Source organism: Streptomyces sp. NPDC101237, assembly GCF_044767465.1.
Taxonomy (GTDB): domain Bacteria; phylum Actinomycetota; class Actinomycetes; order Streptomycetales; family Streptomycetaceae; genus Streptomyces; species Streptomyces gramineus.
The window spans coordinates 255,755-282,749 of record NZ_JBIWNY010000004.1; the positions used below are offsets into that span (position 1 = coordinate 255,755).

A 26,995-nucleotide genomic window follows, 5' to 3' on the forward strand; every position below is an offset into this window, starting at 1 on the left:
CCGACCTGGACCGCATGCCGGTGACCGAACTGCTCTCAGTGATGAACGCGGAGGACCAGACCGTCGCCCTCGTGGTGCGCGACGCGCTCCAGGAGATCGGTGCCGCCGTGGAGGCGGTCACCGAGTCCCTGCGCCGGGGCGGACGGCTCATCTACATAGGCGCCGGCACCAGCGGCCGGATCGGCCTGCTCGACGCCGTCGAGTGCCCGCCCACCTTCGGCACCTCCCCCGAGCAGGTCGTCGGCCTGCTCTCGGGCGGCCCCGGCGCGTTCGTGGTGGCGGTCGAGGGGGCCGAGGACGAGCCCGCGCGGGCGGTCGCCGACCTGGACGAGATCGGCGTGAACGACCGGGACACCGTCGTCGGGCTCGCAGCGAGCGGGCGTACCCCGTACGTCGTCGGAGGCCTGCGGCACGCGGCGGCCAAGGGCGCGGTCACGGTGTCGATCGCCTGCAACCGCGACGCGGTCGTCAGCCGGTACGCCGACATCCCGATCGAGGTCCCCACCGGACCCGAGATCCTCACGGGGTCGACCCGCCTCAAGGGCGGCACCGCCGAGAAGATGGTCTGCAACATGCTCTCGACCGCGTCGATGGTCCGCATCGGCAAGGTGTACGGAAACCTCATGGTCGACGTGAAGGCCAGCAACGACAAGCTCGTCGACCGCGCCCGCCGCATGGTCGTCGAGGCCACCGGCGCCGACCACGACAGCGCCGCCGAGGCCCTGCGGGCGGCGGGCGGCCACGCCAAGACCGCCATCGTCATGCTCCTGGCCGGCATCTCCGCGCCGGAGGCCACCCGGCGCCTGGACGCGGCCCGCGGCGACACGCGGACGGCCATCGGGCTGGCCGGCTGAGGCCGGCCGGCCAGTCCGCCTCGGCGGCGGTCGCGGGACCGCCGGCCCGCCCGGCGGTGGACAGGCCGGCGGTCCGCGCGATCGGTTACGGCGTGACGGCTGTGTTCGTCAGCCCCTTGCCGCCGGTCACCGTGTTCCCGGCGTACACCGTCGTCCTGCAGGACGAGGCGGCGTTCGTGACGTCGGTAGATCGTCGAGTTCTGGATGAGGCCGTCCGGGCTGGAGTTGCGGAAGTGGACGCCTCGGCGCTGTCCACGGTCGCTTCGGGCGGCACCAACGACAGCAGGAGCGCCCACATCCGTCGTCGAGGCAGCGCGCACAGCACGAGGCGGAGACGGCCGGGCGGCCTGCGGCAGCGCGAGCGGCGTAGTCCCGTCACCCGCACGGTGCCGGTGACTGCACTGGCGCGCCGTCTCTGAGCAGCCCACTCGCGCCGATGACGCGCCGCCGCGCCCCGTCGCGGGGCGGCCCAGGCTTCGAGACCGCACCGGCGTGGAAGGGATCTCCGTGCCCTGGCCGGTCCGCGACCGTGCCACGCGTCGATGCCCGCGCTCCTGAAGAGGTGCTCAGTGACCTTCGGCAGATATTTCGAGGACTTCGAGATCGGCCAGGTCTTCAGCCACTGGCCGGGCAAGACCGTCACCGAGTACGACCATCACCTGTTCTCCCTCCTGACCATGGTGCGGCACCCGTTGCACCTCGACGCCCACTACGCGAAGACCGCGACCCGGTACGGGCAGCCGCTGGTCATCGGGAGCTACGTCTTCTCCCTGCTCCTGGGCCTGTCCGAAGCGGACGTCGCCGGGCGTGCCATCACCCACCGCGGCTTCGAGAAGATCGAGCACCACGCGCCCCTGCTGCACGGCGACACCCTGTACGCGGAGAGCGAGGTGTACGCGAAGCACGACATCCCCGACCGGGAGGGCCGGGGACAGGTGGGCGTGGAGACCCGCGGCCGCAACCAGGACGGCACGCTGGTGATGACCCTGCGCCGGGACCTCGTCGTGCCCACCCGGCCGCCCGGCTGACGCACTCCGGGAACCCCGTTCCCCTTCATCTCGGCGAAGGTGCGGGCGTGCATCCGGTCCGGCCAGGCGCGCTCGTCCACGGTGATCCCGAGGAAGTGGGCCAGCCGTCGCATCTCACCCTCCAGGTGTCCAGCATGTGGAAGTCTTTCGGCGGCGGCCCCTGTCAGGGAAGGCAGTGTCTTCCGGTTGCCCCAAGCGACGCGGACGGGAACCACTCGATCAGGTGCCGCATCACGTCCGCCTGACGCACCGGCAGGGCGCGGGCCCGACAGGCTGAACCCGACCGGCCGGTGGGACACGACCAGAGGAGCCGAACGGCAGCGCCCCTCGGGCCACCGCATCAAATCCGGCCACTGCGGCGCTACTTGGCCACTCTTGCCCGCGGCGGGCCCGGGATCGGGTGATGACGGGTGCGGAACGCCGCTGGAGTGAATGGATGTGACAGAGGGAATCCGGCCCGCGTTACATGTCATGTCTCTGTCGATTCATGAGTGGCGGCCAGAGTTCCTCCGGGACATCACCCACAGGAGGACACGTGACCGGTCAGCAGAACCGTCGGCGCTCCATCGGGCTGCGCACGGCGTTGATGGGCACACTCACCACGTGCCTGGCGCTCGCGGGCAGCGCGGGCGGTACGGCAGCCGCCGACACCACCGGGCCGGAGGCGCTTCCGTTTTCGGGAGCCACCACGTCCGGTCTGCACAACACGTACGACCCTGCCGCCTTCACCTACCTCGCGCAGAGTCTGGACACGGGCACCTCGATGATCGAGCTGGACGTGTGGGACGACTTCTTCACGCAGGAGTGGAAGGTCAGCCACGACAGCCTGACGAGCAACAAGAACAACTGCGTCAACGCGTCCACCCCCGCCGACCTCTACACCGGCAGCGCCAACAAGGACCTGGAGAGCTGCCTCGACGACGTGCGGGTCTGGCTCGGCGCCCACCCCGGCCACGCGCCGCTCATCATCAAGCTGGAGATGAAGGCCGGCTTCCAGTCCACCTTCGGGATGAGCGCGGCCAAGCTCGACCAGTCGATCAGCGCCCACCTCGGCAACCTGGTCTACAAGCCGAACGACCTGCTCAACAAGCCCGGTGGCGGCCAGTACGCCACGCTCGACGACGCGGCGAACGCGAACAACTGGCCCACCAGACAGGCACTCGCCGGCAAGGTCGTCTTCGAGATCATCCCGGGCACGGTCGAGGAGAACAACCCGACCGACACCCTGTGGACGGACAAGGAGTACGCGAGCTACCTGCGCGACCTGCACACCCAGGGCAAGACCGCCCAGGCGAACATCTTCCCGGCGGTCCACAACGCCCAGGCCGGCGACCCCCGCACCCGCTACTCCGACACCTCGCTGCGGCCGTGGTTCGTGGTGTTCGACGGTGACGCGTCGACGTACCTCAACGGCTCGATCGACACGAGCTGGTACGACACCCACCACTACCTGCTGTTCATGACCGACTCGCAGAACGTCCAGCCCGCCCTGGACGCCACGAACCCCCCGGTCGCCGACGCCAAGGCCCGTGTCGCCCTGCTCGCCAAGGCCCACGCGACCGTCGCGTCCAACGACTGGCGCGGACTGTCCGACGTCCAGTCGATGGTGACCCCCCGAGGCTGAACCGGGAAGCACCCGCGGGTCCGCCCCGGCCCATGCCTGGGGCTCCGACCTGCTCGCCGGGCCGGAGCCTTGGTCCGGGCGGCCCGCGGGCGCCTCTCCCACGTGGTCAGCTCGACGCTCTTGGCCGCCTTGCCGTTCGCCCTCACGGACTCCGGAGATTCCGCCCTCCGAAGATCGTCGACTTACCCGACTGGTGCGCAAGCCGCCCTCGCAAGGGCGTCCCCGCCCGCGCCTCGGTCCGGGCCCGCCCGTCGGGCCGTACGGGACCGGTCACTAGGCTGGCGCGGTGACTGAGGAGCGGGAGGGGCCGTCGGGCGTGTGGGCCACGGCGGTGGGGGTCGCCCGGGTGCGGGCGGTGGAGACCGAGCGGCGGGACGCGTTGTTCCGTGACCCGTTGGCGCACGCCTTCGCCGCCGCCGGCGGGCGTGGGCCCTCGGCTGTGCCGCCGCCCGGTGACGAGGCCGCGCGACGCCGTCGGCTGGGCGTGGCGTTCTCCATCGTCGTCAGGACGAAGTTCCTCGACGACCTGCTGGAGCGGGCCTCCGCGGCCGGGGTCCGCCAGGTCGTGCTGCTCGGGGCCGGCATGGACAGCAGGGCCTTCCGGATGGACTGGCCGGAGGGCACCCGGCTCTTCGAGGTCGACACCGACGCACCACTGGACTTCAAGGCCGCGGTGCTGCGTCGGGAGCGGGCCGTCCCGCGGTGCGAGCGGATCACCGTCGCGGTGGATCTGCGGGACGACTGGCCGGGCGCGCTGGCCGCGGCGGGGCACGATGCGGCCGAGCCGACCGTGTGGATCGCCGAAGGACTGCTGATCTACCTGCCCGAGGACGCGGTGGAGTCGCTGCTGTCCCGGGTCGGCGCGCGGTCGGCGCCGGGCAGCCGGATGGGGCTGACGCTGGGGTCGCGTGGCGTGATCGAGCGCTTCGGCGCGGACGCGGTGCCGGGGTCGGCCGCGTCCCTGTGGGTTTCGGAGATGCCCGACGACCCGGTGGCCTGGCTGGCCGGGCACGGCTGGGAGGCCGCGACCCACACCTTGCGCGAGCGTGCCGCGGCCTACGGCCGCCCGGTCGCAACTCCGCCGCAGCACGACGAGGGACCCGGCGGACTGATCTCGGCGGTCCGCCGGTAGCGCGCCCCACGGTCTCCCGCCGGTCGGGTGCGGGTCAGTTCGTCGGCCAGGAGAGTGCGGTGAGGACCGCGGACTGCACCGTGACCGGCGTGCCGCCGTTGTTGAAGAGACGTACGCGCATGCCACGGCCGGCCGCCAGGTGCTTGGTGAGCGGAGTGACGTGGAAGGTGTCACCGCGGGTGCCGACGGCCTCGTCGATCGGGTGGTCGGCGATGTGCCGGTCACCCTCGTACTCGGACATGCGCACCTGGACGGTCTCGCCCACCGGCAGGCCGGCGATGCGCAGACTGACCGAGCCGGTGAACCGACAGGCGCCGCGCACGAACACGCTCCCGCCGGTGGCGTGCTCGTCGGCCGTGTCGTTCCACTCGGTGGTGAACTCGATCGAGTCCCAGGCACCGGGGGCGAGTTCGTAGGCCTGGGCGATGCCGAGGTTCACTTCGTCGGGCACGGGGTCCTCCTCGTCGGTGCTCGCCGTCGTACCGGCGGCCCAGGCCCGCAGGGCGGCCTCGGAACGGTAGGCGATGGATCGGTCCAGCGGGGTGCTGGTGAACTGCCACAGCAGCGGCTTCCAGCCGGACGGTTCGGGCTGCGGCGCGGCCTCGGCGCGCGAGTAGTCGGCGGCTCCCCACGGATAGGCCGGGTACCACAGGGGCAGACCGCCCGGGACGTGACCCGCGGCGAGGTCGTCGCCCGAGGTGTAGATCCCGATCCGCTGCTTCGGGAACGCCGCCTGGACGGCCGCGATCCAGGTCGTCACCCAGGCCCGGATCTGCGCGGCCGACCGGCCCGCGTAGTTGCGCCGGTCGGGGTAGGCCTCCAGGTCGAGCCAGTGCGTGTACGCCGGGTGTGCGGCGGCGTAGGACCTGACGGCGCCGACGTAGTTCGCCGCCTCGGCCTTGGCGTCCTGGTTGGGCCAGGCGAAGTGATAGCTGCCGGGCAGGAGTTGGGCGGCGATGATGCCGGAGATGTGCTGCGCGAAGCGGCTGTCGTGACTGCGCTCGCCCTCGCTCGCCTTGGCGAATCCGAAGGCCACGCCGTCCCGTCTGTGGGTCGCCCAGTTCTGCGGTCCCTGATGCTCGGAGACGTCGATGCCCCGGCACGTGGACAGGGCCATCACGCACCGCCTTCCGTCGTGCGGACGGACTCGGGCGCGAGGGTGTCCCGGTCGGGCGACGGGCCGCCGATGTCGGCGGGTTCGAGCTGGGGCATGGTCGACTCCCTGGGCTCAGCCGTGGATTGACCACCATTGCACCGTCAGGACGGGAACACGCCCATAAGACCGCTTTTGTTCAGCATTTGGATCTTGTTTTTCGTAGCTCACCCACAACTGATCGGGCCGTTCGAGCGGCGCTGGCGCCGCCGCGGTCCCGCGTCACCCACCCGTGGCGGTCCGGAGGGGCTGGCCGCCGTCGACGGGCAGGCAGGTGCCGGCCAGGAAGGCGTTCGCTAGGGCGAAGAGTACGGCGTGGGCGACGTCCTCGGGGGTCGGGTTCGAGCGCGGCCACTCCGGAGAGCAGGACGAAGGAGCCGTCGGCCGGCATGGCGGACGCGAAGTGCCTGGCGAGCATGACTTGTCCCTCGGGTTCGTGGCCGCGGGAACCCCTTGTTCGGCGTCAACGGGTCGTGTCTCAGCGGGCCTTGGCCTCTTCGGCGTCCAGTCCGCGGTCGGCGCCGTGCGGGACGACGCGCTGTCCGGGTTCGGGGCGCAGGAGTTCGCCGTCCAGACGCACCTCGACCTTGTCGGCCTCGAAGGACACCAGGCCGCCGATCCGGTCCACTTCGCGGTAGGCGTCGGGGTACGTCCAGGCGGCGCGGTGCGCGTCGCCGATGTCGTAGTAGTCGCACAGGCCCTTGTAGGGGCAGAAGGTCCGGCCCTCGACGGGCCTGAGCCGGGTCTCGTCGATGTCCGCGCGGGGGACGTACCAACGCGGGGCGAACCCGGATTCGTAGAGCACGACGGGATGTGCGCAGCGGGCGATCACGGCGCCGGCGGCGCGGACCTCCAGCGTGCGCGAGGTCGTGCGGATGTCGATGCGGTGGTAGGCGTCGGCGGCGTGCCCGAGGATGCGTTCGTCCTCCTCGTGGAAGGCGTCCATGGCGCGCCAGGCGAAAGCAACCCGGCCGTCGAGGTCGCGGGCGTGCGGGGGCAGCGCGGTGAATGCCCAGGCGGCGCGTTCGGTGGTGCGGCCGCCCGCGCTCACCGCGTACCAGGCGGTGTCGCCCAGGTCCTGGTGGTGGGTGACCCTGCCGTCGCCGGCGAGGGCCGTCTCCTGGACGTCCTCGCGGGGGAAGTAGGCGACCGGGTAGCGGCCGGGTTCGTGCAGCAGGACGACGTCCTCGCTGTCGGCGATCCAGGCGCCGTTGAACCTCACGCGCATACGGCGGCGCAGCCGTTCGGCGAACAGCAGGCGCTCGGGCAGCGGTTCGGGGGTGAGGAAATGTCCGATCGCGCCGGTGGAGAGGGGGCCTTGTTGCCAGGACAGTCCCATGGGGCTTTCCTTCCGGGTACGGGGTGGGGCGGGCGCGGCCGTCAGGCGAGGACGCGGGCCAGGAAGTCACGCATGCGCTCGGTGAGGGCCTCCAGGTGGCTCTCCAGGGCGAAGTGTCCCGAGTCGACGAGGTGGATCTCGGCGTCGGGCAGGTCCTGGGCGAAGGCCCGGGCGCCGTCGGGGCCGAAGATCTCGTCGTTCGCGCCCCAGACCGCGAGCAGCGGGACCTGCGAGTCGGCGAAGTACCGGTGGACCTGCGGGTAGAGGTCCACGTTGGTGGGATAGTCGCGGAAGAGCTTGAGCTGGATCTCGTCGTTGCCGGGCCGGTCCAGCAGGGCCTGGTCGTGCACCCAGTTGTCCGGGCTGACCAGGCTCGGGTCGGCGACTCCGTTCAGGTACTGCCAGCGGGTGCTCTCCAGGGTGAGCGCGCCGCGCATGGCTGCTTCGGTCTCGGGCCCCGGGGCCTCGGTGTAGGCGAAGACGCCGTCCCAGAACGGCTTGACGAAGCCCTCTTCGTAGGCGTTGCCGTTCTGCGTGACGATCGCCGTGACGCGTTCGGGGTTCCGCAGGGCCAGACGCCAGCCGATGGGGGCGCCGTAGTCCTGTACGTACATGGCGAACCGGTCGACGCCCAGCTGCGCGAGCAGACCTGCGGTGATGTCGGTGAGGGCGTCGAAGGTGTACGGGAACCGGTCGAGGCCCGGCATGGCGGACTGGCCGAATCCGATGTGGTCGGGTGCGATCACGCGGTAGCGGTCGGCGAGGGCGGGGATCAGGTCGCGGAACATGTGCGAGCTGGTCGGGAAGCCGTGCAGGAGGACCACGACGGGTGCCTGCGGATCCCCGGCCTCCCGGTAGAAGACGTCGAGGCCGTCGACGACGGCGGTGCGGTGATGGACTGCGGAGACCATGCCCTAACCCTTCTCTCGCGGTTGACTGGTTACCCACTCAGTCGAGCACGCCCGACCTAACCAGTCAAGCCGATCTGACGGGTTAGACTTCACGGCGCACGAGCGGTCAGGTGTAACCTTTCAAGTGGATCGGTCAGGTTAGGAAGAGGTGGCGATGGCAAGCGGCCCGGACGACCAGCAGGTCACGCTGCTGGAACTGCTCAACAGCACTCCCGTCGTCGACGGCGCGGTCCAGGACCTGCTGGCCGACCCGGAGGCGGCCAGCTCCTGGCAGCGCGCACACGGGGGCAGCGGCGGCAAGGAAGAGCGTCGGTACCTCCTCCAGGCACGCGATCTCCTCCAGGACGTGGCGGCCGGCAGCCGGCCCGCCACGGCACTGGCGCCGCTGCTCGCGGACGTCACCTCGCACCCCGAGGTGACCGCCGCCGGCGTGACATGGCGCCTCGACGTGCCCGCGCCGCGCCGGCTGGCGGTGACGGCGGTCCTCGCCTGGAGCGCGTTGCAGGAGTCCATGCCGGGGCGGCTGCGGGCGTGCGACAACCCGGAGTGCCGGCTGTACCTCATCGACCGCAGCAAGACCAACCGGGCCCGCTGGTGCTCGATGGCCGTCTGCGGCAACCGGATGAAGGCTCGCCGTCACCACCAGCGCACGCGCGAGGCCGCCGCCGGGTGACCGCGGCATCGTCCGCTCGGGCGGATCCCGTGGGGATCCCGGCGCGGAGCCAGCGGAGGATGCCACCGATGAGCGAGGGTGGCCGTCGGATTCGCCGGGCGGCGGACGCGCACGCACGCCGCTGTCACCGGGGCCGATAGGCGGTGGCCAGCACGGACACGGTGATCTCGTCGGGCAGGAGACCGCCGCCGTCCAGGTCCGCGCGGCTCACGTGCCGTGCGCTGGGCGTCATCGCCACCAGATCCAGGGCGTCCGCGGCGGTCAACGGCGCGGTGTACTCCACTCCCTCGGTGACGGCGCCCTCGAAGAAGGGGTCCAGCACCCGGTGCAGGCGCAGCTCCTTGGCCGGGTCGACCGTGACCGCCGCGGGCAGCCGATCGCGCAGTTCGGCGAGGTGCCGGCCGGTGGGACGGACCACGATCAGCCGTCCCGTCGGGCGCAGTACCCGGTGGAACTCGGCGGGGTTGCGCGGCGCGAACACGTCCAGGACGACATCGGCCACCCTGTCCGCCAGCGGGAAGGGACGGTAGACGTCCCAGGCCACGGCGGCCGCTCGGTCGTGGGCCCGGGCCGCCGCGCGCAGGGCGGGCACCGACGTGTCCAGACCGAGGCCACGGGCGCCGGGCAGGCGGTCGAGCACCCCGGCCAGGTAGTAGCCCGTGCCGCACCCGACGTCCACGACCGTGGCCGCCCCGGAGGCGGCGTCGGCCGCCAGGCGGGCTCCGGCCGTACGGATCGGCGCGTAGGCGCCGGTGGACAGGAAGCGGTCCCGGGCCTGGACCATGGCCGTGTCGTCGCCGCTGGTGGCGCGGGCACCGGTGCTCAGGCCGGCGTAGCCGTGGCGGGCGATGTCGAAGGTGTGGCCCAGCGGGCAGCGCAGTGCCCCGCGGTCGGGGCACAGACGGCCGGTGCGGCACGTCGGACAGCGCAGCAGGTCGAGGGAGAGTTCGAGGGCAGGGGGAAACGGCACGGGCACGAGGCACTCCTGGCAACGGCGGAGGGAAAAGGAGCCGTGCCCGCGCGCGCTCGAACGTCGCCCGCCGCCGGAAGGACCACACGGCGAGGGGGGGCGTGACGGACGCGGGCACACCGGGGAGGGCGACGCCGTCCGGCCTCGCCCTCAGCGCCTTCCGGTCACAGGAAGCAGTGGTGCGGGGTGCTCGTGAATGCCACGTCGTGAGTCTAGGGGTGGGCAGGAGCAGTGCGGACGCCGCCCGTACGTCAGGAAAAACCACTGGCGGGAAGCTCGCCGCACACCGGGATACTGGGCCGGTGAGCGATGCCACGGCCGACTACGAGGCGGCCACCGAACCGTTGACGCGGCGGGTGCACCTCGGCCTGCGCGCGGGCGGGCCCGATCCGCGGGACGTCGTCGCCCTCGCCTGTGAACTGTTCGACTGGTCCCTGCGCACTGAGGCCGTCGTCGAGGTCGTCGAACGGAATCCGGCCGAGGTGCCTCCGGCGGAGATGACGGTCCTGGCCCGGCGGATCCTGGACGACATCGGCTTCGACCCCGGTTTCGACCTCGCTCCCGAGCGCCTGGACACCTTGCGTGCCGCGCTGAGGATCGTCGCCCGCGACCTGGCGACGCGGGGCATCCGGGGCGAGCCGGAGATCGAGGTCCTGGAGGACTGCCACCCGGTGGGAGCCGGCGTCCGCCTCGCGGACGGCGAGCGGCTCGACCGGGGCGGACCCGTCCCGCCGTACCTGTGCGACGACCCGACCACGGCGCTGACCGGCCTTGCGGTGCTGATCCAGGAGAGCCTGCTGGAACGGACCTGGCGGGTCTGGCCGGTGTGCGACCGCCACCGCCTCGGTGTGCACGGCTCGGAGTGGGAGGGCGCGGCCGTGTGGTGGTGCGCCGGCGACGGCGGGCACGCGCTGGCGCGGGTCGGTGAGCTGTCGCGCCCGGCCGACGCGACAGCCGCCGCTCCGCTCCCTGACCCCCGGCAGCCGCCCGATCCTGAGCCGGAATGCACCGGTTCCGTGACATCCGTCACAGCGGTCCGTGATCTAGCCGTGTCGGATAGTAGCGATCACCGCGACGACATATGGGATTTGTCCGTCTTGGTACGCGCACGCCTCACGCCTTGATCCACGCTTCTGCGCCCGCGAGCCCCCTTCGGCCGTTCCGCCCACGGGTAACGGTTCTGACGGACCGACAGCGATCCCCACGAGGCCAGGGAGGCCCGATCAGCGCACCCCACCCCGCAGGCAAGGGCCGACCAAGGCTACGAAGCGTCTTAGTAGTCAGGCCCTTTGCGCTCACTGTGAAGGCATCCCAAGAATGACGACCCGCAGGACACCGCCGCAGCTCGGGAGCGGATTCAGACATGGGTAAACATCGCAAGAACGCGCATTTCCGGCGGATAGTCGTCGCGGCGGTCGCCATGGGCACCGTGGGCGTACCGTCCGTCGCCCTGGCCTGCACGGACTGGCCGAACGGTGGCGGACAGCGCTCCGACAGCGCCGCGAGCGGTGCCACGCAGGACCTGCTCGACCACAAGAACTGGTGGAACGACGCGAGCTGGGGCCGTCCCTGGAACTCCGACCAGGGCGGCGCACCCGCGCGGACGGCATCGAGCGACACGGGGACCCCGAGCGCTTCCGCCGGCCCCACGAAGGCACCCCGTAGCGGCAAGAGCACGGCGAAGCCCGCGCGCACGCACGACGGCGCCAGGAAGGCTCCGCACACGCACGGCGGCCCCGGGAAGACCAGCGCGCACCGGCCGAAGGCCGCGGCACCCTGGCACACCGTACGGAGCACGGCTCCTCGGACCACCGCCACCCCGTCACCCGGCCCCCGGATCACCGCCACCGCCACCGCTTCGGCGGCACCGAAGCCGTCGAGCACCCCGAAGGCCGCCGGCACGGCGTCCGGAGTCGTCGCGCGCCTCGTGGACCTCGTCAACGCCGAACGCGGCAAGGTCGGCTGCTCCGCGCTGACGCTGAACACGACCCTGTCCAAGGTCGCGCAGGCGCACAGCGAGGACATGGCGCGTCACCAGACCATGTCGCACGACGGTTCCGACGGCTCCTCCCCCGGCGACCGGATCACCGGTGCCGGCTACACCTGGAGCTCGTACGGCGAGAACGTGGCCTACGGGTACGCCTCCGCCGACCAGGTCATGGCGGGCTGGATGGCCAGTCCCGGCCACAAGGCGAACATCCTCAACTGCTCGTTCAAGGAGATCGGCGTGGGCCTCGCGGGGCCCGGCAGCTACTGGACCCAGGACTTCGGCACTCCTCGCTGAATCGATCCGCAGTCCGTGACGGTACGCCGGTGCCCCGCCGTCACCCCGGCGCGGCACCGGCCGCCGCGGGCGGCGCGGCCCGTCGCCGCTCCCGCCGAAGCCGACCGACAAGGCGGCGGGGTCGGGCTGGCCCACCTGTCGGCGTCCTGCCGCGAGTTGACTTCGGCGACGTCCGGTTCACGGAACGGACCAAGGGCAGCGCCACGGAAACCAAGGGCAGCGCCGGGGAAGGCGGTCGCGTCAGCCCGCGTCGAGTATCCGCAGGCCGAGCGGGGTCGCGGTGTGGACGACGTACTTTCCCGTGCGGTGGCTGCTGACCAGGCCGCTCTCGCGCAGGACGGCGATCTGGTAGGAGATGCTGGACTGCGCCACCCCCACGGCGTGGGCGACGTCCGAGGAGGTCCGGCCGTCGCGGCGGGCGACCGTGGACAGGATGGCGGCGCGGGTGCGTCCGAGCAGGCGGGTGGCCCCCGTTCCCCAGGTCTGGGCGAGGTCCCAGGGCCGCTTGGCCACCGGATAGACGAGCACCGGCGGGAGGTCGGGGTCGGCCAGCGCGGTCGGGCGCCGCCAGCAGAAGAAGGAGGGGACGAGAAGGAGTCCTCGGCCGTCCAGGGACACATCACGGTCGACCGGGTAGTCCACCTCCAGGACCGGGTCGCGCCAACGGGCGAGAGGGGCGAGACCGGCGAAGAGTTCCTGGACACCGCCGTCCAGCAACGCCGCCGTGCGCACGTCGACATCGGCTCCCACCAGGGCCCGGATGCGCGGCCAGTGGGGCCGTAACAGCGTCTCGAAGTAGGTTCCCAGGGAACCGGCGATCATGGCCGGATCGGTGTCCGCCGGGCGTGGTGTCGTGCCCGGTCTGCCGATCCGACGCTGCGACGCGTCCAGGCGGGTGAGCTGGCTCATGACCTCACGGCGTGGCGTGCCGCTGATCGCGTCCAGCGCCGCGGGCAGTTCGTCGCTGGCGGCGGGCGTGAGGAAGTCGGGTATGTAGCCGGCGTTGGGTATCAGCCCGCGCAGGGGAAGCAGCGCGGCGCGCAGTCTCTCGTCGCGCCGCAGCCGGTTGCGCGTCGCGGCGCGCCACGCGCCGAACGCCGTCGGTCCCTCGTCCGTCTTCAACCGGCAGACGCTGCAGATCATCTCCCAGGTGGGGTCGGGGTTGCGCAGGATCCGGATCTTCTTCAGGTCGTCGGTGGCGAAGTGCAGGCGCAGCACGGATGCCTCTCTCGCAATGGGCAGTGTGGGGGGACTTCGGCTCGACGCGTACGTCAAGCGCCTGGTCGTCTGCCGGTGCCGCCGCCGGCGGGCGGCAGGTCGCGGCACCATGCCCGTCTCGGGTCATCGCGTACGCAGGTGAAGGAGCGGTCCGGACACACACCCGTGCCGTACCGTGAGCGGACTTCTCCGCCGCAGGACATGTGAATGGCGCGCAAGGACATTCCCCCTGGAATTTCGCGGCGGGTCAGACCGCGAATCAGCGCTCGTGTCGCTCCTCCATGCTCACCCGGAACAGGACGGCCGCGCCAGACGGGCGTCAACAAGGAGAAGTCGATGGTTCGATAATGTCCTCTCTATGGTTCCCGGGGACGGTCGGCGCCGAAGACGACGTGAGCCGAGCATTCACCAACTGCGCCTGCTGCTCGCCGTGGCGGAGGAACTGCACTTCGGGCGGGCGGCCGCACGTCACTTCATCTCGCAGCCCGCGCTCAGCCAGCAGATCCGCGTCCTGGAGGAGCGGTTGGGCGTCCCCTTGATCGAACGCCTGGGCGGCGGCGTACGGCTGACGTCGGCGGGCAGTGCGGTCGCCGAGCAGTCCCGGGCCGTCGTCAACGAACTGGAGCGGCTGTTGCAGGTGGCCGACTCGCATGCCGGGGCGCTCACCGGAAGGCTGCGGATCGGGTCGCTCGGCGCCGAGGCCGCCATGCCGCACGCCGCTGCCGTGCTCGCCCTGCTGCGTGACCACCACCCGCACCTGGAGGTGGAGGTGCGCACCGTCGGCTTCATCCAGCAGTTCGACTCGCTGTCCAACGGCGAGGTCGACGCGGCCTTCCTGCGCGGTCCGCTGCCCGCGGGATTCCAGAGCCTTCAACTGGGCACGGAATCACGTGTGGTGTGCCTCGCGGCCGACGATCCGCTGGCGGCCGAGCAGACTCTGACGCTCACTCAGCTCGCGGACCGCCTGGTCGTCGACATGCCACGGGAGGTGCCCCGCGTGTGGTGGGACCATCTGACCGTCAACCCCCGTCCCGACGGAACTCCGGTGCGGTTCGGTCCCGTTGTGCGGGACACCGAGGCCATGGTGCTGGCGGTCCTGCAGAAGCGGGCCATCACCTTCCTGCCGGCCTCGGCTCGCCGCCTCTACCCGCGGCCGGGACTCGTCTACGTGGACGTCCCCGACCTGGGCGACTCCGTCTCCTACCTCGCGTGGCTCCCGGCCAACCGGGACGTGCCCGCCGTACGCGCCTTGCGGACGGCGGCCCGCTCGTCACGGCAGCAGGGAGAGCAACCCGCCACCCGCTGACGCGGCCCCGACACCCCCGACCGGTCCAGCGGATGGGCCTCCACCCGTGTCCCCTACCCACCCCGGTTCAACGGTAGCGCCGACGGTGTTCTCGTCCTCGGCCCTCACCTCGGTCGCACCGCGTGCTTCAGGTAAGAGAGCGCGCCGGTCGCCGGTGGCGTGATCAGCCGGGCGGTGACCCGGTGCCTCCGCGGGGGCACGGGAAGGTGTCCGGTGCGGTGCCCCACGTCAGGCGGTTCTGCCGGTCGGGCAGGATCCCGCAGCTGAGCAGGGTGGTGGTGGCACCGGTCGGCTGTGTGATCTCGCGGATGTAGACGGCCTTGTCCGGCGGGTACTTGTTCTTGCCGTCCAGTTGCAGCACACCCGAGGCGCCCGGGTATTCGGACACGCCGTGGGCGGTGAGCCACAGGTAGATGTCGTTGGGCTGGACGTCCCGGGAGGCAGGCAGCAGGTTCTCGATGACCTTGGAGACGATGCCGACGGTGTCGAACCCGCCCGCCGCGTCGGCGTCGGCGCTCAGCTGTCCGAAGACGTCCGCGAAGTCCTGCGTGAACTGGGCGTAGGGATCCCGGGGGTCCGACGTGGGGGCGTTGGACGTCTCGTAGAAGAGCGTCATGTACGGGTAGGCCTGTGCCGTGCGCGCGGGGCGGAGCTGGAAGTCGATCGGGGCGCTTTCTGCGATCAGGGGAATCGTCGTGCCCTCGGGTGGCTGGCAGTGGCCGCCGGCGCTCTGCATGGCGTTGAGGAGGCTGGGCAGGACGCCCGACCGTGCCAGGTAGACGACGACGCCGTGCGTGGCGGAGACCTTGTTGCACACGTCGGTGGCGATGCTGTCCGGTGTGGTGGCGCCGGGTTTCTCGCTGTAGGTGACCTCGTCGATGCCGCCGTACCCGCGGTAGGCGCGCAGGAAGATGTTCCTGAGGTCCGTGCTGAAGGAGGTGTCGGTCGGGTCGTAGACGACGACTGCGTGCGGGGTGTCGCTGGTGAGGCGGTGGATCCGCGGCGAGTGCCGGATGAAGTCGGCGAACACGGGTCCCAGGCGTGTGTTGGGTGCCGAGATCTGGAAGTAGCGCTGGGGGGAGCCGGGTCCGACCATGGTGCTGCCGGACACGCCGTTGGCGACGACGGGGATGCCGGCCTGGTCGAGTTCCCGGACCGCCTTCAGGGATTCGGAACGGCTCTGGGTGATGCCGATGACCGCGGCGATGTGGTCGGTCCGCTGCCGGCTGATGATCATCTGTGCGATGTCCGGGTCCTTCGGTGCCGCGCGGTCGCGCGCGCCGTACTGGAAGTACTGGCCGGTGTTGGCGATGAGCAGGCGGACGGGCATCTTGTTCTGGCGGACGCCGGCGTTCAGTTTGTGCTGCTGGGCGATCGCGCCGCGCAGGATCTGCAGGCCGAGCGGCGGATCGTCGTAGACGCCCTTCTGCAGGCTCAGGGGAGCGAGGAAGACGAGGGTGCGGTAGCGCCCGTCGGGGATCCGGGCGTTCTCCTGGGCGACCTGGCTTTCCAGGTCGCGCAGTTCCCTGCCGGGGTCTCCCGGGACGGCCAGGTCGCACTCCTCGCCGTCGGTGACACCCACTCGCTCACCGGTGCGGACCGTGACGCACGACGGAGGCGCGTGGTGTGCGGTGCCCGGCCAGAGGGACGAGGGTGCCAGCAGGAACACGGCGGTCGCGAGCGCCAGGACGGGCACGACCGAGGGACGCACCCAGTCGGAGGGACGGTCCGCCCGGGCCGTGACGCCCGCGCCCGTCTCGATCTTGTTCTTGGCCGTGCCCTCGCTGTCGTCGTCGGCGGGCAGCAGGACGAGCCGTACGGGCTCATGGCTGTCCCCGCTGAGCAGGGCGAACACCTTGTCGGCGACGCCGTTCGGCCGGTCGAGGTCCGTGTCGAGCGGTACCGCGTAGTCCGGCGCCGGACCCGCGCAGCCGGCCAGGACGAGCAGCGGCCGGGTCGGATGGTCGCCGGCGAGTTCCGCGAACGTGCCGAGCAGCGCCCGGCCGGGTCCGTCCGCGCCGTCGATCTGCGGGACGAGGAGGACGAACGACCACGGCCGACGCGACCGCAGGTGGCTCAGCGGGGACCTGCGCCGGGTCGCTGTGCGCAGGTCGGTGAGGAGGGCGCGCAGCAGAATGCGCCGCACGCGTGGGTCCTCGCGCTCCAGCTCGCCGTCCCGGCAGAAGGAGAGCGCGGCGTCCAGGAAGTTGGCGGTACGGAATTCGCCCGCCACCCACCGCAGGCCCCGGTGTCGCAGGTACCAGCGGTAGAACAGCTTGGGCACCCCGACGGCCATGCCGGCGACGAGCCACTGCAGCCAGCCGGTGAGCACGTGCCCGCCCAGGAAGTCCGCAGCGTGCGCTCCGGCGCGTAACGTCCTTCGCCGCTTCAGGAGTTCCGTGTACAGGCTGTCGACGATGGGCTGCTGCTGGGAGTGCAGGTCTCCGGTGCCGCGCTCGGACTCGAGGACGGCCCGGCAGGTGTGGAAGGCCCGCAGCCGCAGTCGCCCGGACGGCATGGTGAGCTGGAACCGCAGGGCCACCCGGTCGATCGCCGGGACGAAGCCGCCGTGCAGTTCGGCGTCGTCGACCACCGCGTGCGGGACCTGGCCGCGTGCGCTGCCGTGCCCTCGGGCCAGCCGGTGCTCGTACTCGCGGATGACGTAGGCGGGCCATCTCTGGTCGCCGCCGTCCTGTCTGCCGAGCACCAGAGCGGGCACGCGCTCGGCTCCGGATCTCCTGGCCGCGAAGGTGTCGAGCTGGCGTATGAGACGGTCCGACCACCTGGGATAGGCCGGTGTGGAGCCCCTGGGGGCGGGAGAGTTGGTCAAGCGGACCTCCCTGGGTGACAGCAGGGAGGTCAACATGCCATGAGCACCTGGCTCACCCGCACGCTCTCTCCGTCAGTGGCCCTTTCTGCCCGCTTCGGATCGTTTCGACGTCGACGGCCGGCAGCATCACGCCATCGCACGCCCGCGCCTTGACGGAGCTACGTCACGGATCCCGCGCGAGCGCGGAGGCGCTCCGGGGGCGTGCTCGCTACGGCCGCTCCACCGAACCCAACCGGTCCAGTTCGCCGCCGATGGCAGCACGCAGCGCGTCGTGCTCGGAGCCGAGTCCGAAGCGTTCGTGGCTCCAGCGGTCGGGGGGATACAGCCATACGGGCTTGGTCACCAGGTCGGCGGGTTCCCAGTCGTACCTCGGCCAGACGTGGGCGTGCAGGAACGGGTCCGTGTTTCCCAGGATCTCCAGATTGACCCGCCGGAAGCCGGTGTCGAGCCGGCCGCACGCCCGCTCGACCGCCTCGCCCAGCCGTTCCATACCGGTAAGGAACGACAGGCGCTCGGCCCTCGGTAGGTCGGACAGCCTCCGGACGCCCGGCCGGTCCGTGAGGAGCACCGAATAGCCGGGCAGGAACTGGACATCGCCGATCACCGCGAAGCCGGACGGGAGCCGCCGCATCACGGTCGGGTTCTCCCCGCGCAGCGCGGCGCCGATCCGGTCCGCCCGCCAGTCCTCGCCCATGGACCGAGCCTACCGATCAAGGGCCGCGGGCGGGAGCCTTCGCCGTCCGCCTGCCTGGTCCGCACCGCTCGGCGGCCGGATGCCGTCGGTGGCCGACGGACACGAGCCGGCAGGCGGCCTCGGCCGGCCGCCGTTCTCCTCGCACGCGGGCTGCGGCGCGTCGAGGCGGGACCGCCGAGGCTGTGATCCCGGGACCCGGCGGGGTGCGGGGCCGGGGCCCGTCAGGAGGGGTCCACCTCCGTCAGGGCCTGCTTCAGGGCCTGGTGGACGGCGTCGGGCAACGCCCCGCCACCCGGCCAGTCCACGATCAGCGCGGCCACCTTCCGCAGCTTGGTGTTGGTGTGCTGGGAGACCGTCCGCAGTACCTCGAACCCCTGTTCCGGGGAGAGTTTGCCCAGGGAGACGACCACGCCGATGGCCTGGTCGATGACGGCGTGCGAGGCGATCGCTTCCTGCAGCTGGTCGATCTCCTGCTTCAGCTGAGCGATCTGCCTGGCGACTTCCGCCTGCCGGACCAGGCCCGGCATCTCCCTGGGCACGGGACGCCCGTTTCCCGAGTACTCCATCGTGATCACAACTCCGCGGTTCTCCCCTGCCCGAACGGCCGTCGCCGCCGGGCAAATGCTTGCAGGACGACAAGCATTTACCCGCCGACGCGGAGGTCATCAAGGCCGACCCGGAGGCATTTAGTGACCCTCGCCACTCCGCCGGCCGCTCCGGAGGGCGTTCTCGCCCCCACCTGGTCCCCCGAAAGGCTGGAGCGTCGGAGGTATGTCAGCGTTCCAGAGGTACGGCGACCCGGCCGGTGAAGCGCGGGGACCGGGCCTCGTCGAGCATGGCGGCGGCGACCGTCTCCCTGCTGACGCGCGCGGGGAAGAACCGCTTGGGGGTCTCGTCCAGCCCCACGGTGCGACGCTCCGGGCTCGCCGGGCCGTTCATGAAGGGACCCGAGTGGAAGACGGTGCCACCGGCCTCCAGCACGGCCGCGTCGGCGGTGACCTTGTCGGTCAGTTCCGCGCCCATCGCCTTCAGCAGGGTGCGGGTGGCGAGGCCCGCGGCCCGTGCGGACGGACCCGTGCCGTAAGCGCCGAGCCAGATGATCCGGCCCGGCCGCGCGTCCAGCGCCGCGCGGGAGCCGGCCGTGAGCGCGCCGGGCCTGTCCCCCTTGGCCACGCCCAGCCCCGACAGGACGACCTCGCTGCCGTCCAGGGCCCGCGCCATCCCGGCGGGGTCGCGGACGTCCGCGGCCACGCGGATCAGCCGCGGCGAGTCCGGCACGGTGATGCGCGCCGGGTCACGGGCGACCGCGGTGACGGTGTGTCCGCGCTCGACGGCCTGGCGGGTCAGCGCGAGGCCGACGGCGCCGGAGGCGGCCAGGATGGTGACGTTCATGGCAGGTTCCGCTCTTTCCCGAGAGGGTGGGTGTCCGGTGACCGCGTGTCCGGTCAGGCGATCGTCGTCAGGACCCGTACGGCCGGGTCGTGCAGTGCCGGAGCGGCGGCCAGGACGGTGTCCGCGCCCGGCGTCCACGGCGTGCCGTCGATCCGGGTGACCACGCCGCCGGCCTCGGTGACCATGAGGGCCCCGGCCGCGACGCCGGGCAGGACCGGTTCGTACTGCCAGAACACGTCGTGATGACCGGCGGCCACCAGGAGCATCGGGAAGGTGGAGGGCACGCTGGCGCGGACCAGCAGGGCGCTGCCGAGCATCGCCGTGATCGACTGGCCGATGCGGCGGTAGGTGGCCTCCTGGCCGGCCTCGGCCTGTCCCGTCACCACGATCGCGGCGTCCAGGTCGGTCTTCGCCGAGACCTTCAGCACCTCGCCGTTGAGGCGGGCGCCCCCGCCACGCAGCGCGGTGTAGGTCAGGTCGTCGACGGGCCGGCGTACCACCGCGAGCACCGTCTGCCCGTCGCGGACCAGTGCCACGGTCACCGCCCACTCGGGCAGTCCGTGCATGTGGTTGACGTTCCCCTCGACCTCGTCGACCACCCACCATTCGCCCGGGGGCAGTTCGGTGGTCTCGTAGGCGTCGGTCAGCCAGCGCGCCTCGGGCCGCAGCGCGGTGAGGGCCGGCCGGAGGATGTCGAGCGACACCTGTCCGTCGGCCGTACTGGTCCGGACCATGTCCTGGCGGCCGGCCGGGCGGGAAGCGGTCGAGTACCTCGCCTTCAGAGCGCGGCCCGCCTCGGCGGCGATCTCGACCACGGCGGCGAGCAGCGCCCGGTCCTCGGCGGAGGCGGCCGGGAGCGCGGGGGTGCCGGTGGCGGCGGGAACGGTCATGATGCGGCCCTTTCGGAGAAGGAGCCCGGACCCTGTCGGCCCCGGACGCCTCAAACGCTACGAGCGCGGTGACATGATTGCCAGTGCACTCTTGTAAGGCCATCAGTTACCGTGGTGCATGTGGATCTGAATCTGCTGGTCGCCCTGGACGCCCTGCTGGAGGAGAACAGCGTCGCGGCGGCGGCCGAACGACTGCACCTGTCGCCGCCCGCCATGAGCCGCACGCTCGCCCGCATCCGCAAGGCCACCGGCGACGACATCCTCGTCCGCACCGGGCGCACCATGACCCCGACCCCGCGGGCGCTCGCGCTGCGCGAGGAGACCCGGCTCCTGGTCATGCGGGCCACCGCGGTGCTCACCCCGGTGACCGCGCTCGACCTGGCGACGCTGGAACGTGACTTCACGCTGCGCTGCCACGACGCGCTCGTCTCCGCCCTCGCCCCGCTGCTGACCGCGGCCGTCGCCGACAGCGCGCCGCACGTGTCGATCAGATTCCTCGCCGAACCCTCCGGCGACGTCGCGGACCTGGCGCGCGGACAGACCGATCTGGAGGTGGGGGCCGCCGCGCCGGAGCGGCCCGAGATCGCCAGCAGGGCCGTCGGCACGGACCGGATGGTGGCGGTGATGCGCGCGGACCATCCGCTGGCCACGGGCCCGCTCACCCCCGAGCGCTTCGCCGAGGCCGAGCACGTCACCGTCTCCCGCCGCGGCCGGCTCACCGGCCCGGTCGACGACGCGCTGGCCGGACTCGGCCTCCGCAGGCGTGTCCGCGCCGCCCTGCCCACCAGCGGCGCGGCCCTCGAACTCGCCGCCCGCAGCACCCTGGTGACCGCGGTCGCCGAACAGGTGTGCAGGCCGGCCTGGACCAGGCTGGGGCTGCGCGCCCGCGCCCTGCCCTTCGACCTGCCGCCCGTACCGGTGATCGTCGCCTGGCATCACCGGTACGACACCGACCCCGCCCACACGTGGCTCCGCGCCGAACTCGGCACCGCGCTCCGCACCATCCTCACCGAGCCCGCGTCACCGCCGTACGACACCTGAACCGGGCCCGCCGAGATCGTCGGCGCAGTCCCGCCGAAATCGTCGGCGTAGTCCCCGGGAAGGCGGGTACTCGGAGGTTCCGGAAGATTGCCCGCTGGAGGAATCATGATCGCACTCGGTGTCATCCTGCTAATCGTCGGATTCCTCACTGGAATCGGTATCCTCTGGACGATCGGCATCGTCCTGCTGGTCATAGGCCTGATCCTGTGGGTCCTGGGATCCGTGGGCCACGCGGTGGGTGGTCGCCGCCACTACTGGTGACGCTCGCACTTCCTTCAGCGCTCGCCACGACGGCCCCGCGCCGTAGGACCCGCGCTCCCGGGACCCGTCCCCCGGCGCACCGAACGCCAGAGCCGACGAGGTCGCACAGGGCCGAACCCCCACGGGTTCGGCCCGTCGTCTGTCACGGCACCGTTGTCCCGGAACGGTGGATCGTGCCGAGGTCATCCTCCGACGCCGAGAGCCAGCAGGCTCTCCGCGGTCTCCGCGACGGTGTCCTCGATGGGCCGCGGCCGCCAGCCGAGGAGCCGTTCGGCCTTGGCGCTCGTGGCGCGGAGATCCCGGCCGAGCTGATGCCTGAGCAGGCGCATCTCCGGGTTCACGACCCCCAGTGCGCGGGCGAGCCACAGGGGCAGTTCACGGCTCGGGACCTTGGCCGCGCGCTCGCCGAGGCGCTCCCGCAGGACGCGCGCGATCTCGACGACCCGCATGCTCGGCACGGCGGTCGCGAGGAACCGCTCGCCGGCCGCCGCCGGGTCGGTCATGGCGCGCAGATGCAGGTCCGCGACGTCGCGGACGTCCACGAAGCCCATGCCGAAAGGCGGGCAGGCCGGCACCCGTCCTTCGAGCATCCTGCGCACCACCCGCAGGGACGGCGGGTCGTCGGGGCCGAGGAGAGGTCCGAGGACTCCCACGGGATGGATGGCCGTCAGCTCCGTTCCGGCACCCTCGGCCTCGACGAACCGCCAGGCGGCCCGCTCGGCGAGCGTCTTGGAACGCTGGTAGGGCGGGACATCTCCGTCGACGTCGGTCCAGTCCTCCTCGGTGAACGGGGTCGAGCGCGGCGGGTGCCCCATCCCGACGGCGCCGAAGGCACTCGTGAGGACGACCCGGCGCACTCCGGCGGTACGCGCCGCGCGCAGCACCCGCAGGACCCCCTCCCGTGCGGGCGTCACCAGTTCGTCGTCGTGCGCGGGCGTGTGACGCAGGGTCGGCGAGGCGACGTGGAGGACGTAGTCGCAGCCGGCGACCGCGTCGTCCCAGCCGTCGGGGTCTTCCAGGTCCGCCCGTACGACCGTCAGACGGCCGTCGTCGAACGGGGCGGCGGCGTGCAGCCAGGAGCGCAGTGCCGGCTCCCGCCGCGGGTCGCGGACGGTGGTGCGTACCGTGTACCCGGCCTCCAGGAGGGTCAGGACGCCCCAGCTTCCCAGGAAGCCCGTCCCTCCGGTGATCAGTACTCGTGTCATCGTCATCTCTTTCTCTTCGGCGCCTCGTCGGCGTCTCTTCGGCTCTCGGGTGGCGCGTCGGAAGGCTCCGGAGACCTCGGCGGGCCTCCGCGTCCGGTGGGACGGTCAGGCGAGTGCCATGCCCGGGACGCGGTTGCGGACGGCTTCCATCTCCGCCTCGTCCGAGACGCCCTGCCAGTCGTGACGCGGGGTGTACGGGGCCTGGAGGGCGCGCACTTCGTCCTCGGTGAGTTCGAGGTCGAGGGAGGCCACGGCCTCGTCGATCTGCCGGACGGAACCGGCGCCGACCAGCGGTGCGGTGACGACCGGCTGGTGGCGCAGCCAGGCCAGCGCGACCTGCGCGCGGCTGACCCGGTGGGCGTCGGCGACCTGCCCGACGGCGTCGATGATCGCGCGGTTGGACGCCTCCTGCTCGGGTGAGTAGAGGATGTCCGCGTAGGCTCCGTCGCTCTGGGAGCGTGCCGTCGAGCGGGCGTCGTCCCAGGCGCGGGCGAGGCGGCCGCGGGCCAGCGGCGACCAGACGACCGTGCCGACGCCCTCGTCCAGGCAGAGCGGGATCATCTCCCGTTCCTCCTCGCGGGCGAGCAGGTTGTAGTGGTCCTGCATCGTCACGAACCGCGCCCAGCCGTTCTGCTTCTGCAGGTGCAGCGCCTTCGCGAACTCCCAGGCGTGCATGGACGAGGCGCCGAGGTAGCGGACCTTGCCCGCCTTCACGAGGTCACTGAGCGCCTCGAGCGTCTCCTCCCACGGGGTGCCGTGGTCGTTGCGGTGGATCTGGTACAGGTCGATGTAGTCGGTGCCGAGGCGGCGCAGGGAGTGGTCGACCTCGGTCATGACCGCCTTGCGCGACAGGCCGCGGCCGTTCGGTCCGAGGCGCATCGGGTGGCGCAGCTTCGTGGCGACGACCACGGCGTCGCGGTCGGCGAAGTCCTTGAGCGCGCGGCCCAGGATCTCCTCGCTGGAGCCGTTGGAGTACATGTTCGCGGTGTCGAAGAAGTTGATCCCCGCGTCCAGCGCGTGCTTGACGAGCGGACGCGCATCGGCCTCGCCCATCGACCAGACGGGGTGGCCGCGGTCGGGTTCGCCGTAGGTCATGGCGCCGATCGCGATGGGTGACACGTCCATGCCGGTGGTGCCGAGCTTGATGAACCGCACGATGCCCCTTAAAGTAAGCGGAGAACTCTCCGGATAACGTAGTGGAGAGTTCTCCGCTTAGCAAGTGAGGTCCTGTGGTCCGTTCAGACGCCCGAGAGAACCGGGCACGCATCCTCGCCGCCGCCCGCGAGGCGTTCGCCGAGGACGGCGGCGCCTCGATGAATCAGGTCGCCCAGCGCGCCGGGGTCGGCGCGGGCACGCTGTACCGCAACTTCCCCACCCGCGAGGCGCTGGTCCTGGCCGTCTACCAGGACGAGGTGACGCGGATCGTCGGCACCGTGGCCGACCTGCTGGATCGCGTACCGCCGCTGGAGGCGCTCCGCCTCTGGACGACCGACCTCGTCGAGGCCATGCGCCGGAAGCACGGCCTCGGTGACGCCCTCAGCCCGGGCGCGCACCAGACCATCACCGAGCAGAGCTACGGCCCGGTCGTCACCGCGATCACCGAACTCCTCGACGCCGGCAAGAAGGACGGGAGCATCCGCGCGGACGCGGACCCGGGCGACTTCCTCCAGCTCACGGGAGCGCTGTGGCGCGCCGCGTCCAGCCCGGTGGACCGGGCACCCCACATGCTCGCGCTGATCCTCGACGGACTGCGCACACACCGGTAGGCGGCGACCGTCGGCGTGCGCCGGTCCGCGGGGCCCGCGGAGGACCGGCAGCACGGAACCGGCCCACGGCCGCGTCGCGACACGGGAGCGACATGGCGAGCGGGCCGGTTCGTGGAACCGTCAGGCGACCTGCGACCCCTCCGGTTCAGGGGTGCGCGACCGCTGCGTGCGGCCGGTGCCGAGCCGGCCCGGCCACCACGCCGACTCTCCGAGGTCCCGGACCAGCGCGGGCACCAGCAGGGACCGCACCACCAGGGTGTCGAGCAGGACACCGAAGGCCACGATGAACGCGATCTGCACGAGGAAGGTCAGCGGGATCACCGCGAGCGCGGCGAAGGTGGCCGCCAGCACCACGCCCGCCGACGTGATCACGCCGCCGGTGCCCACCAGCCCGCGCAGCACGCCTTCGCGCGCCCCGTGCCGCAACGATTCCTCGCGGACCCGCGACATCAGGAAGATGTTGTAGTCGACGCCGAGCGCCACCAGGAACACGAACCCGTACAGCGGAACCGAGGGATCGGTGCCGGTGAACCCGAAGACGTGACGGAAGACGAGCGACGACACCCCCAGCGTGGCCAGGAAGTTGAGGCCCACGGTGGCCACCAGCAGCGCCGGGGTGAGCAGTGAGCGCAGCAGCACGGTGAGGATCACGAAGATGATCGCGAGGACGACCGGCACGATCAGGGTGCGGTCGTGCACGGCGGTGCGCTGGGTGTCGTAGCGCTGGGCGGTGTAGCCGCCGACCTTCGCGTCCGCGCCCGGCAGTGCGTGCAGGGCGGTGCGCAGCCGGGCGACGGTCTTCTCGGCGGCGTCGCTGTCGGCGGCGGAGTCGAGGGTGACGTCCACCCGCGCGCGCCCGTCGACGACCTGCGGGTCTCCGCCGGGCCGTCCCGACGCGGTGACCGCGGACGCCGAGGCGACGCCGTCGGTGGCACGGGCGGCCGAGAGCACCCGGTCGAGCCGGTCCGCCCTGGCGATGACCACGGCCGGGTTGCCCGAGCCGCCGGGGAAGTGCCGGGCCAGGGTCTGCTGGGCGGCCACCGACGGAGCGTCGTCGACGAAGGTCTCGTCGAGGGCGATGCCCTTGGAGGCGAGGGTCGGGGCGAACGCGGCGCACAGCAGCAGTCCGGCCAGCGACACCGCCCAGACCTTGCGGGGCGCCCGGTCGACGAGCGCGGCGACGCGCCGCCACACGCCGTGCCCGCCGCGCCGCCCCGTTCCGCGCGCCTCGGACGCGTCGTCGGCGGGCCGGGGCGCGGCGGGCCAGTACGCGGCCCGGCCCAGCAGGACGAGCACGGCGGGCAGGAACGTGAGCGAGGAGAGGACCGCGCAGACGATGCCGATCGCGCCGACGGGTCCGAGCGCCCGGTTGTTGGTGAGGTCGCTGAGCAGCAGCGCCAGCAGACCGAGCGCGACGGTCGCGGCACTGGCGACGACCGCTCCCCACGACCGGCTCAGCGCGGCCCGCGCGGCGGCGAACCGGTCGGCGTGGCCGACGAGTTCCTCCCGGAACCGGGCGGTGATCAGCAGGGCGTAGTCGGTGGCGGCGCCGATGACGAGGATCGAGAGGATGCCCTGCACCTGCCCGTCCACCCGGACCAGGTCGTGGTCGGCGAGGACGTACACGATGGCGCAGGCGAGGCCCAGGGCGAACACGGCGCCGAGGATGATGACGAGCGGGAGCAGGACGCTGCGGTAGACGAGCAGCAGGATGACCAGCACGGTCACCAAGGCGACGACGAGCAGCAGTCCGTCGATGCCGGCGAACGCGTCGGACAGGTCGGCCTGGGCGGCGGCCGGTCCGGCCAGTCGGACCGTGGCGCCGGGGACCCGCTGCGCGGTCGAGCGGACCCGGTCGAGGGTGTCGGGCAGCCGGTCGCCGAGGTCCGGCCGCAGTTGCACCACGCCTTCGAGGGCGGCGCCGTCCTCGGACGGCAGGGCCGGCGACACCCGGCCGACGACACCGGAGGTGCCGGCGAGGGAGGCGAGCGCGCGGGTGGCGGCGGACTGCCGGTCCCGCACGGAACCGCCCGCGTCGGCGGTCCAGACGACGATGACGGGCAGCGTCTCGTCCTGCCGCAACTCCTTCTGAGCGGCGACGACCTGGGTGGATTCGGCGCTGCGCGGCAGGAAGGCGGCCTGGTCGTTGGTGGCGACCTCGCCGAGCCGGCCGGCGTAGGGGCCGAGGGTTCCGCCGACGCCCAGCCAGACGATCAGCAACAGCAGCGGCACGAGGAAACGGGCTCGGCGCGAGGTGCGGGACATGACTCTCCTGGCGGCGCGGACGAGAACGGACAGCGGACATCGCAGATATCTCAACAAGAAACAATCTCAATCATCAAGATATATGGATGCCGGTAGATCATAGGTGACGCCGCTCCTTCTGCCCACGAGGGCCCGCCGGATGCAACCGGATGCGGCCGA

24 protein-coding genes and 1 pseudogene are annotated in these 26,995 nt (G+C 71.9%); 11 read left to right on the forward strand and 14 right to left on the reverse strand.

Translation table 11 applies throughout. The annotated features are described in order from the left end of the window. Window positions 1-14 precede the first annotated feature (14 nt). Window positions 15-854 (forward strand): N-acetylmuramic acid 6-phosphate etherase, encoded by an 840-nt coding sequence (gene murQ, locus ACIRQ9_RS08905; protein WP_404169000.1) that lies wholly within the window; start codon window positions 15-17, stop codon window positions 852-854. An 85-nt stretch (window positions 855-939) separates the two neighbouring features. On the opposite strand, the pseudogene ACIRQ9_RS08910 reads toward murQ, so the two are convergent. Continuing rightward, window positions 940-1,038, reverse strand: a pseudogene (locus ACIRQ9_RS08910) (sheath polysaccharide-degrading enzyme); the annotation flags it as partial. Between the two features lie 385 nt (window positions 1,039-1,423). Between ACIRQ9_RS08910 and ACIRQ9_RS08915 the strand changes: the two are divergent. From ACIRQ9_RS08915 to ACIRQ9_RS08925, 3 genes are all read left to right on the forward strand, one after another. After that, window positions 1,424-1,882: a MaoC family dehydratase gene (locus ACIRQ9_RS08915; RefSeq protein ID WP_404168704.1), complete on the forward strand. Its 459-nt coding sequence runs from the start codon at window positions 1,424-1,426 to the stop codon at window positions 1,880-1,882. 535 nt (window positions 1,883-2,417) lie between these two features. Continuing rightward, window positions 2,418-3,506, forward strand: a complete 1,089-nt coding sequence (locus ACIRQ9_RS08920) for a phosphatidylinositol-specific phospholipase C domain-containing protein (protein WP_404168707.1) — start codon at window positions 2,418-2,420, stop codon at window positions 3,504-3,506. 316 nt (window positions 3,507-3,822) lie between these two features. Further along, entirely contained in the window at window positions 3,823-4,638 is an 816-nt protein-coding gene (locus ACIRQ9_RS08925; RefSeq protein ID WP_404169003.1) for an SAM-dependent methyltransferase, read from the forward strand. A 34-nt stretch (window positions 4,639-4,672) separates the two neighbouring features. On the opposite strand, the gene ACIRQ9_RS08930 is transcribed toward ACIRQ9_RS08925, so the two are convergent. From ACIRQ9_RS08930 to ACIRQ9_RS08940, 3 genes are all read right to left on the reverse strand, one after another. Next, window positions 4,673-5,755 carry a glycoside hydrolase family 25 protein gene (locus tag ACIRQ9_RS08930; protein ID WP_404168709.1) on the reverse strand — a complete coding sequence of 361 codons (1,083 nt, stop codon included), beginning with the start codon at window positions 5,753-5,755 and terminating at the stop codon, window positions 4,673-4,675. 514 nt (window positions 5,756-6,269) lie between these two features. After that, entirely contained in the window at window positions 6,270-7,130 is an 861-nt protein-coding gene (locus ACIRQ9_RS08935; protein WP_404168712.1) for a DUF427 domain-containing protein, read from the reverse strand. Window positions 7,131-7,171: 41 nt separating this feature from the next. Next, a complete protein-coding gene (locus ACIRQ9_RS08940) occupies window positions 7,172-8,041 on the reverse strand; it encodes an alpha/beta fold hydrolase (protein ID WP_404168715.1) in 870 nt (289 codons plus the stop codon). A 154-nt stretch (window positions 8,042-8,195) separates the two neighbouring features. Here ACIRQ9_RS08940 and ACIRQ9_RS08945 point away from each other — a divergent pair, with 154 nt between their 5' ends. Further along, a complete protein-coding gene (locus ACIRQ9_RS08945; protein WP_404168718.1) occupies window positions 8,196-8,714 on the forward strand; it encodes a CGNR zinc finger domain-containing protein in 519 nt (172 codons plus the stop codon). A 124-nt stretch (window positions 8,715-8,838) separates the two neighbouring features. Here ACIRQ9_RS08945 and ACIRQ9_RS08950 read toward each other — a convergent pair whose 3' ends face one another. After that, window positions 8,839-9,690 (reverse strand): methyltransferase domain-containing protein, encoded by an 852-nt coding sequence (locus ACIRQ9_RS08950; RefSeq protein WP_404168721.1) that lies wholly within the window; start codon window positions 9,688-9,690, stop codon window positions 8,839-8,841. 296 nt (window positions 9,691-9,986) lie between these two features. Here ACIRQ9_RS08950 and ACIRQ9_RS08955 point away from each other — a divergent pair, with 296 nt between their 5' ends. Beyond that, the gene (locus ACIRQ9_RS08955; protein WP_404168724.1) at window positions 9,987-10,808 is read left to right on the forward strand and encodes a hypothetical protein; all 822 of its coding nucleotides are present in this window, start codon (window positions 9,987-9,989) and stop codon (window positions 10,806-10,808) included. A 239-nt stretch (window positions 10,809-11,047) separates the two neighbouring features. Further along, window positions 11,048-11,968, forward strand: a complete 921-nt coding sequence (locus ACIRQ9_RS08960; RefSeq protein WP_404168727.1) for a CAP domain-containing protein — start codon at window positions 11,048-11,050, stop codon at window positions 11,966-11,968. A gap of 240 nt (window positions 11,969-12,208) precedes the next feature. On the opposite strand, the gene ACIRQ9_RS08965 is transcribed toward ACIRQ9_RS08960, so the two are convergent. After that, window positions 12,209-13,186 carry a helix-turn-helix domain-containing protein gene (locus ACIRQ9_RS08965; RefSeq protein WP_404168730.1) on the reverse strand — a complete coding sequence of 326 codons (978 nt, stop codon included), beginning with the start codon at window positions 13,184-13,186 and terminating at the stop codon, window positions 12,209-12,211. 358 nt (window positions 13,187-13,544) lie between these two features. Between ACIRQ9_RS08965 and ACIRQ9_RS08970 the strand changes: the two genes are divergently transcribed. Next, complete coding sequence (locus tag ACIRQ9_RS08970; RefSeq protein WP_404168733.1) at window positions 13,545-14,492, forward strand: LysR family transcriptional regulator; 948 nt, start codon at window positions 13,545-13,547, stop codon at window positions 14,490-14,492. Between the two features lie 163 nt (window positions 14,493-14,655). Here the strand turns inward: ACIRQ9_RS08970 and ACIRQ9_RS08975 are convergent, their stop codons facing one another. The 5 genes from ACIRQ9_RS08975 to ACIRQ9_RS08995 form a co-directional block, all read right to left on the reverse strand. Beyond that, complete coding sequence (locus tag ACIRQ9_RS08975) at window positions 14,656-17,322, reverse strand: ABC transporter substrate-binding protein (protein WP_404168736.1); 2,667 nt, start codon at window positions 17,320-17,322, stop codon at window positions 14,656-14,658. 208 nt (window positions 17,323-17,530) lie between these two features. Next, entirely contained in the window at window positions 17,531-18,016 is a 486-nt protein-coding gene (locus ACIRQ9_RS08980; protein ID WP_404168738.1) for an HIT family protein, read from the reverse strand. Window positions 18,017-18,237: 221 nt separating this feature from the next. Continuing rightward, window positions 18,238-18,582, reverse strand: a complete 345-nt coding sequence (locus ACIRQ9_RS08985) for an ANTAR domain-containing protein (RefSeq protein ID WP_404168741.1) — start codon at window positions 18,580-18,582, stop codon at window positions 18,238-18,240. 208 nt (window positions 18,583-18,790) lie between these two features. After that, a complete protein-coding gene (locus ACIRQ9_RS08990; RefSeq protein WP_404168744.1) occupies window positions 18,791-19,408 on the reverse strand; it encodes an NAD(P)-dependent oxidoreductase in 618 nt (205 codons plus the stop codon). 53 nt (window positions 19,409-19,461) lie between these two features. After that, entirely contained in the window at window positions 19,462-20,298 is an 837-nt protein-coding gene (locus ACIRQ9_RS08995) for an inositol monophosphatase family protein (RefSeq protein ID WP_404168747.1), read from the reverse strand. A gap of 120 nt (window positions 20,299-20,418) precedes the next feature. On the opposite strand from ACIRQ9_RS08995, the gene ACIRQ9_RS09000 reads away from it, so the two are divergent. Continuing rightward, window positions 20,419-21,339 (forward strand): LysR family transcriptional regulator, encoded by a 921-nt coding sequence (locus ACIRQ9_RS09000; RefSeq protein WP_404168750.1) that lies wholly within the window; start codon window positions 20,419-20,421, stop codon window positions 21,337-21,339. 105 nt (window positions 21,340-21,444) lie between these two features. Next, on the forward strand, window positions 21,445-21,600 hold the full coding sequence (locus ACIRQ9_RS09005) for a DUF6131 family protein (protein WP_404168753.1): 156 nt from the start codon (window positions 21,445-21,447) through the stop codon (window positions 21,598-21,600). A gap of 182 nt (window positions 21,601-21,782) precedes the next feature. Here ACIRQ9_RS09005 and ACIRQ9_RS09010 read toward each other — a convergent pair whose 3' ends face one another. Both ACIRQ9_RS09010 and ACIRQ9_RS09015 read right to left on the reverse strand, forming a co-directional pair. After that, window positions 21,783-22,805, reverse strand: a complete 1,023-nt coding sequence (locus ACIRQ9_RS09010) for an SDR family oxidoreductase (RefSeq protein ID WP_404168756.1) — start codon at window positions 22,803-22,805, stop codon at window positions 21,783-21,785. 105 nt (window positions 22,806-22,910) lie between these two features. After that, window positions 22,911-23,960 (reverse strand): aldo/keto reductase, encoded by a 1,050-nt coding sequence (locus tag ACIRQ9_RS09015; RefSeq protein WP_404168759.1) that lies wholly within the window; start codon window positions 23,958-23,960, stop codon window positions 22,911-22,913. Between the two features lie 74 nt (window positions 23,961-24,034). Here ACIRQ9_RS09015 and ACIRQ9_RS09020 point away from each other — a divergent pair, with 74 nt between their 5' ends. Next, on the forward strand, window positions 24,035-24,571 hold the full coding sequence (locus tag ACIRQ9_RS09020) for a TetR/AcrR family transcriptional regulator (protein WP_404168762.1): 537 nt from the start codon (window positions 24,035-24,037) through the stop codon (window positions 24,569-24,571). Between the two features lie 120 nt (window positions 24,572-24,691). Here ACIRQ9_RS09020 and ACIRQ9_RS09025 read toward each other — a convergent pair whose 3' ends face one another. Next, on the reverse strand, window positions 24,692-26,836 hold the full coding sequence (locus ACIRQ9_RS09025) for an MMPL family transporter (RefSeq protein ID WP_404168765.1): 2,145 nt from the start codon (window positions 26,834-26,836) through the stop codon (window positions 24,692-24,694). Window positions 26,837-26,995: the final 159 nt, after the last annotated feature.

Excerpts from the sequence above, each read along its gene's own strand:
- murQ (WP_404169000.1), top strand. The coding sequence starts at position 15 with ATGCCGGTGACCGAACTGCTCTCAGTGATGAACGCGGAGGACCAGACC.
- ACIRQ9_RS08930 (WP_404168709.1), bottom strand. The coding sequence starts at position 5,755 with ATGGCCCTGTCCACGTGCCGGGGCATCGACGTCTCCGAGCATCAGGGA.
- ACIRQ9_RS08935 (WP_404168712.1), bottom strand. The coding sequence starts at position 7,130 with ATGGGACTGTCCTGGCAACAAGGCCCCCTCTCCACCGGCGCGATCGGA.
- ACIRQ9_RS08940 (WP_404168715.1), bottom strand. The coding sequence starts at position 8,041 with ATGGTCTCCGCAGTCCATCACCGCACCGCCGTCGTCGACGGCCTCGAC.
- ACIRQ9_RS08945 (WP_404168718.1), top strand. The coding sequence starts at position 8,196 with ATGGCAAGCGGCCCGGACGACCAGCAGGTCACGCTGCTGGAACTGCTC.
- ACIRQ9_RS08960 (WP_404168727.1), top strand. The coding sequence starts at position 11,048 with ATGGGTAAACATCGCAAGAACGCGCATTTCCGGCGGATAGTCGTCGCG.
- ACIRQ9_RS08970 (WP_404168733.1), top strand. The coding sequence starts at position 13,545 with ATGGTTCCCGGGGACGGTCGGCGCCGAAGACGACGTGAGCCGAGCATT.
- ACIRQ9_RS08980 (WP_404168738.1), bottom strand. The coding sequence starts at position 18,016 with ATGGGCGAGGACTGGCGGGCGGACCGGATCGGCGCCGCGCTGCGCGGG.
- ACIRQ9_RS08985 (WP_404168741.1), bottom strand. The coding sequence starts at position 18,582 with ATGGAGTACTCGGGAAACGGGCGTCCCGTGCCCAGGGAGATGCCGGGC.
- ACIRQ9_RS08990 (WP_404168744.1), bottom strand. The coding sequence starts at position 19,408 with ATGAACGTCACCATCCTGGCCGCCTCCGGCGCCGTCGGCCTCGCGCTG.
- ACIRQ9_RS08995 (WP_404168747.1), bottom strand. The coding sequence starts at position 20,298 with ATGACCGTTCCCGCCGCCACCGGCACCCCCGCGCTCCCGGCCGCCTCC.
- ACIRQ9_RS09005 (WP_404168753.1), top strand. The coding sequence starts at position 21,445 with ATGATCGCACTCGGTGTCATCCTGCTAATCGTCGGATTCCTCACTGGA.
- ACIRQ9_RS09010 (WP_404168756.1), bottom strand. The coding sequence starts at position 22,805 with ATGACACGAGTACTGATCACCGGAGGGACGGGCTTCCTGGGAAGCTGG.
- ACIRQ9_RS09025 (WP_404168765.1), bottom strand. The coding sequence starts at position 26,836 with ATGTCCCGCACCTCGCGCCGAGCCCGTTTCCTCGTGCCGCTGCTGTTG.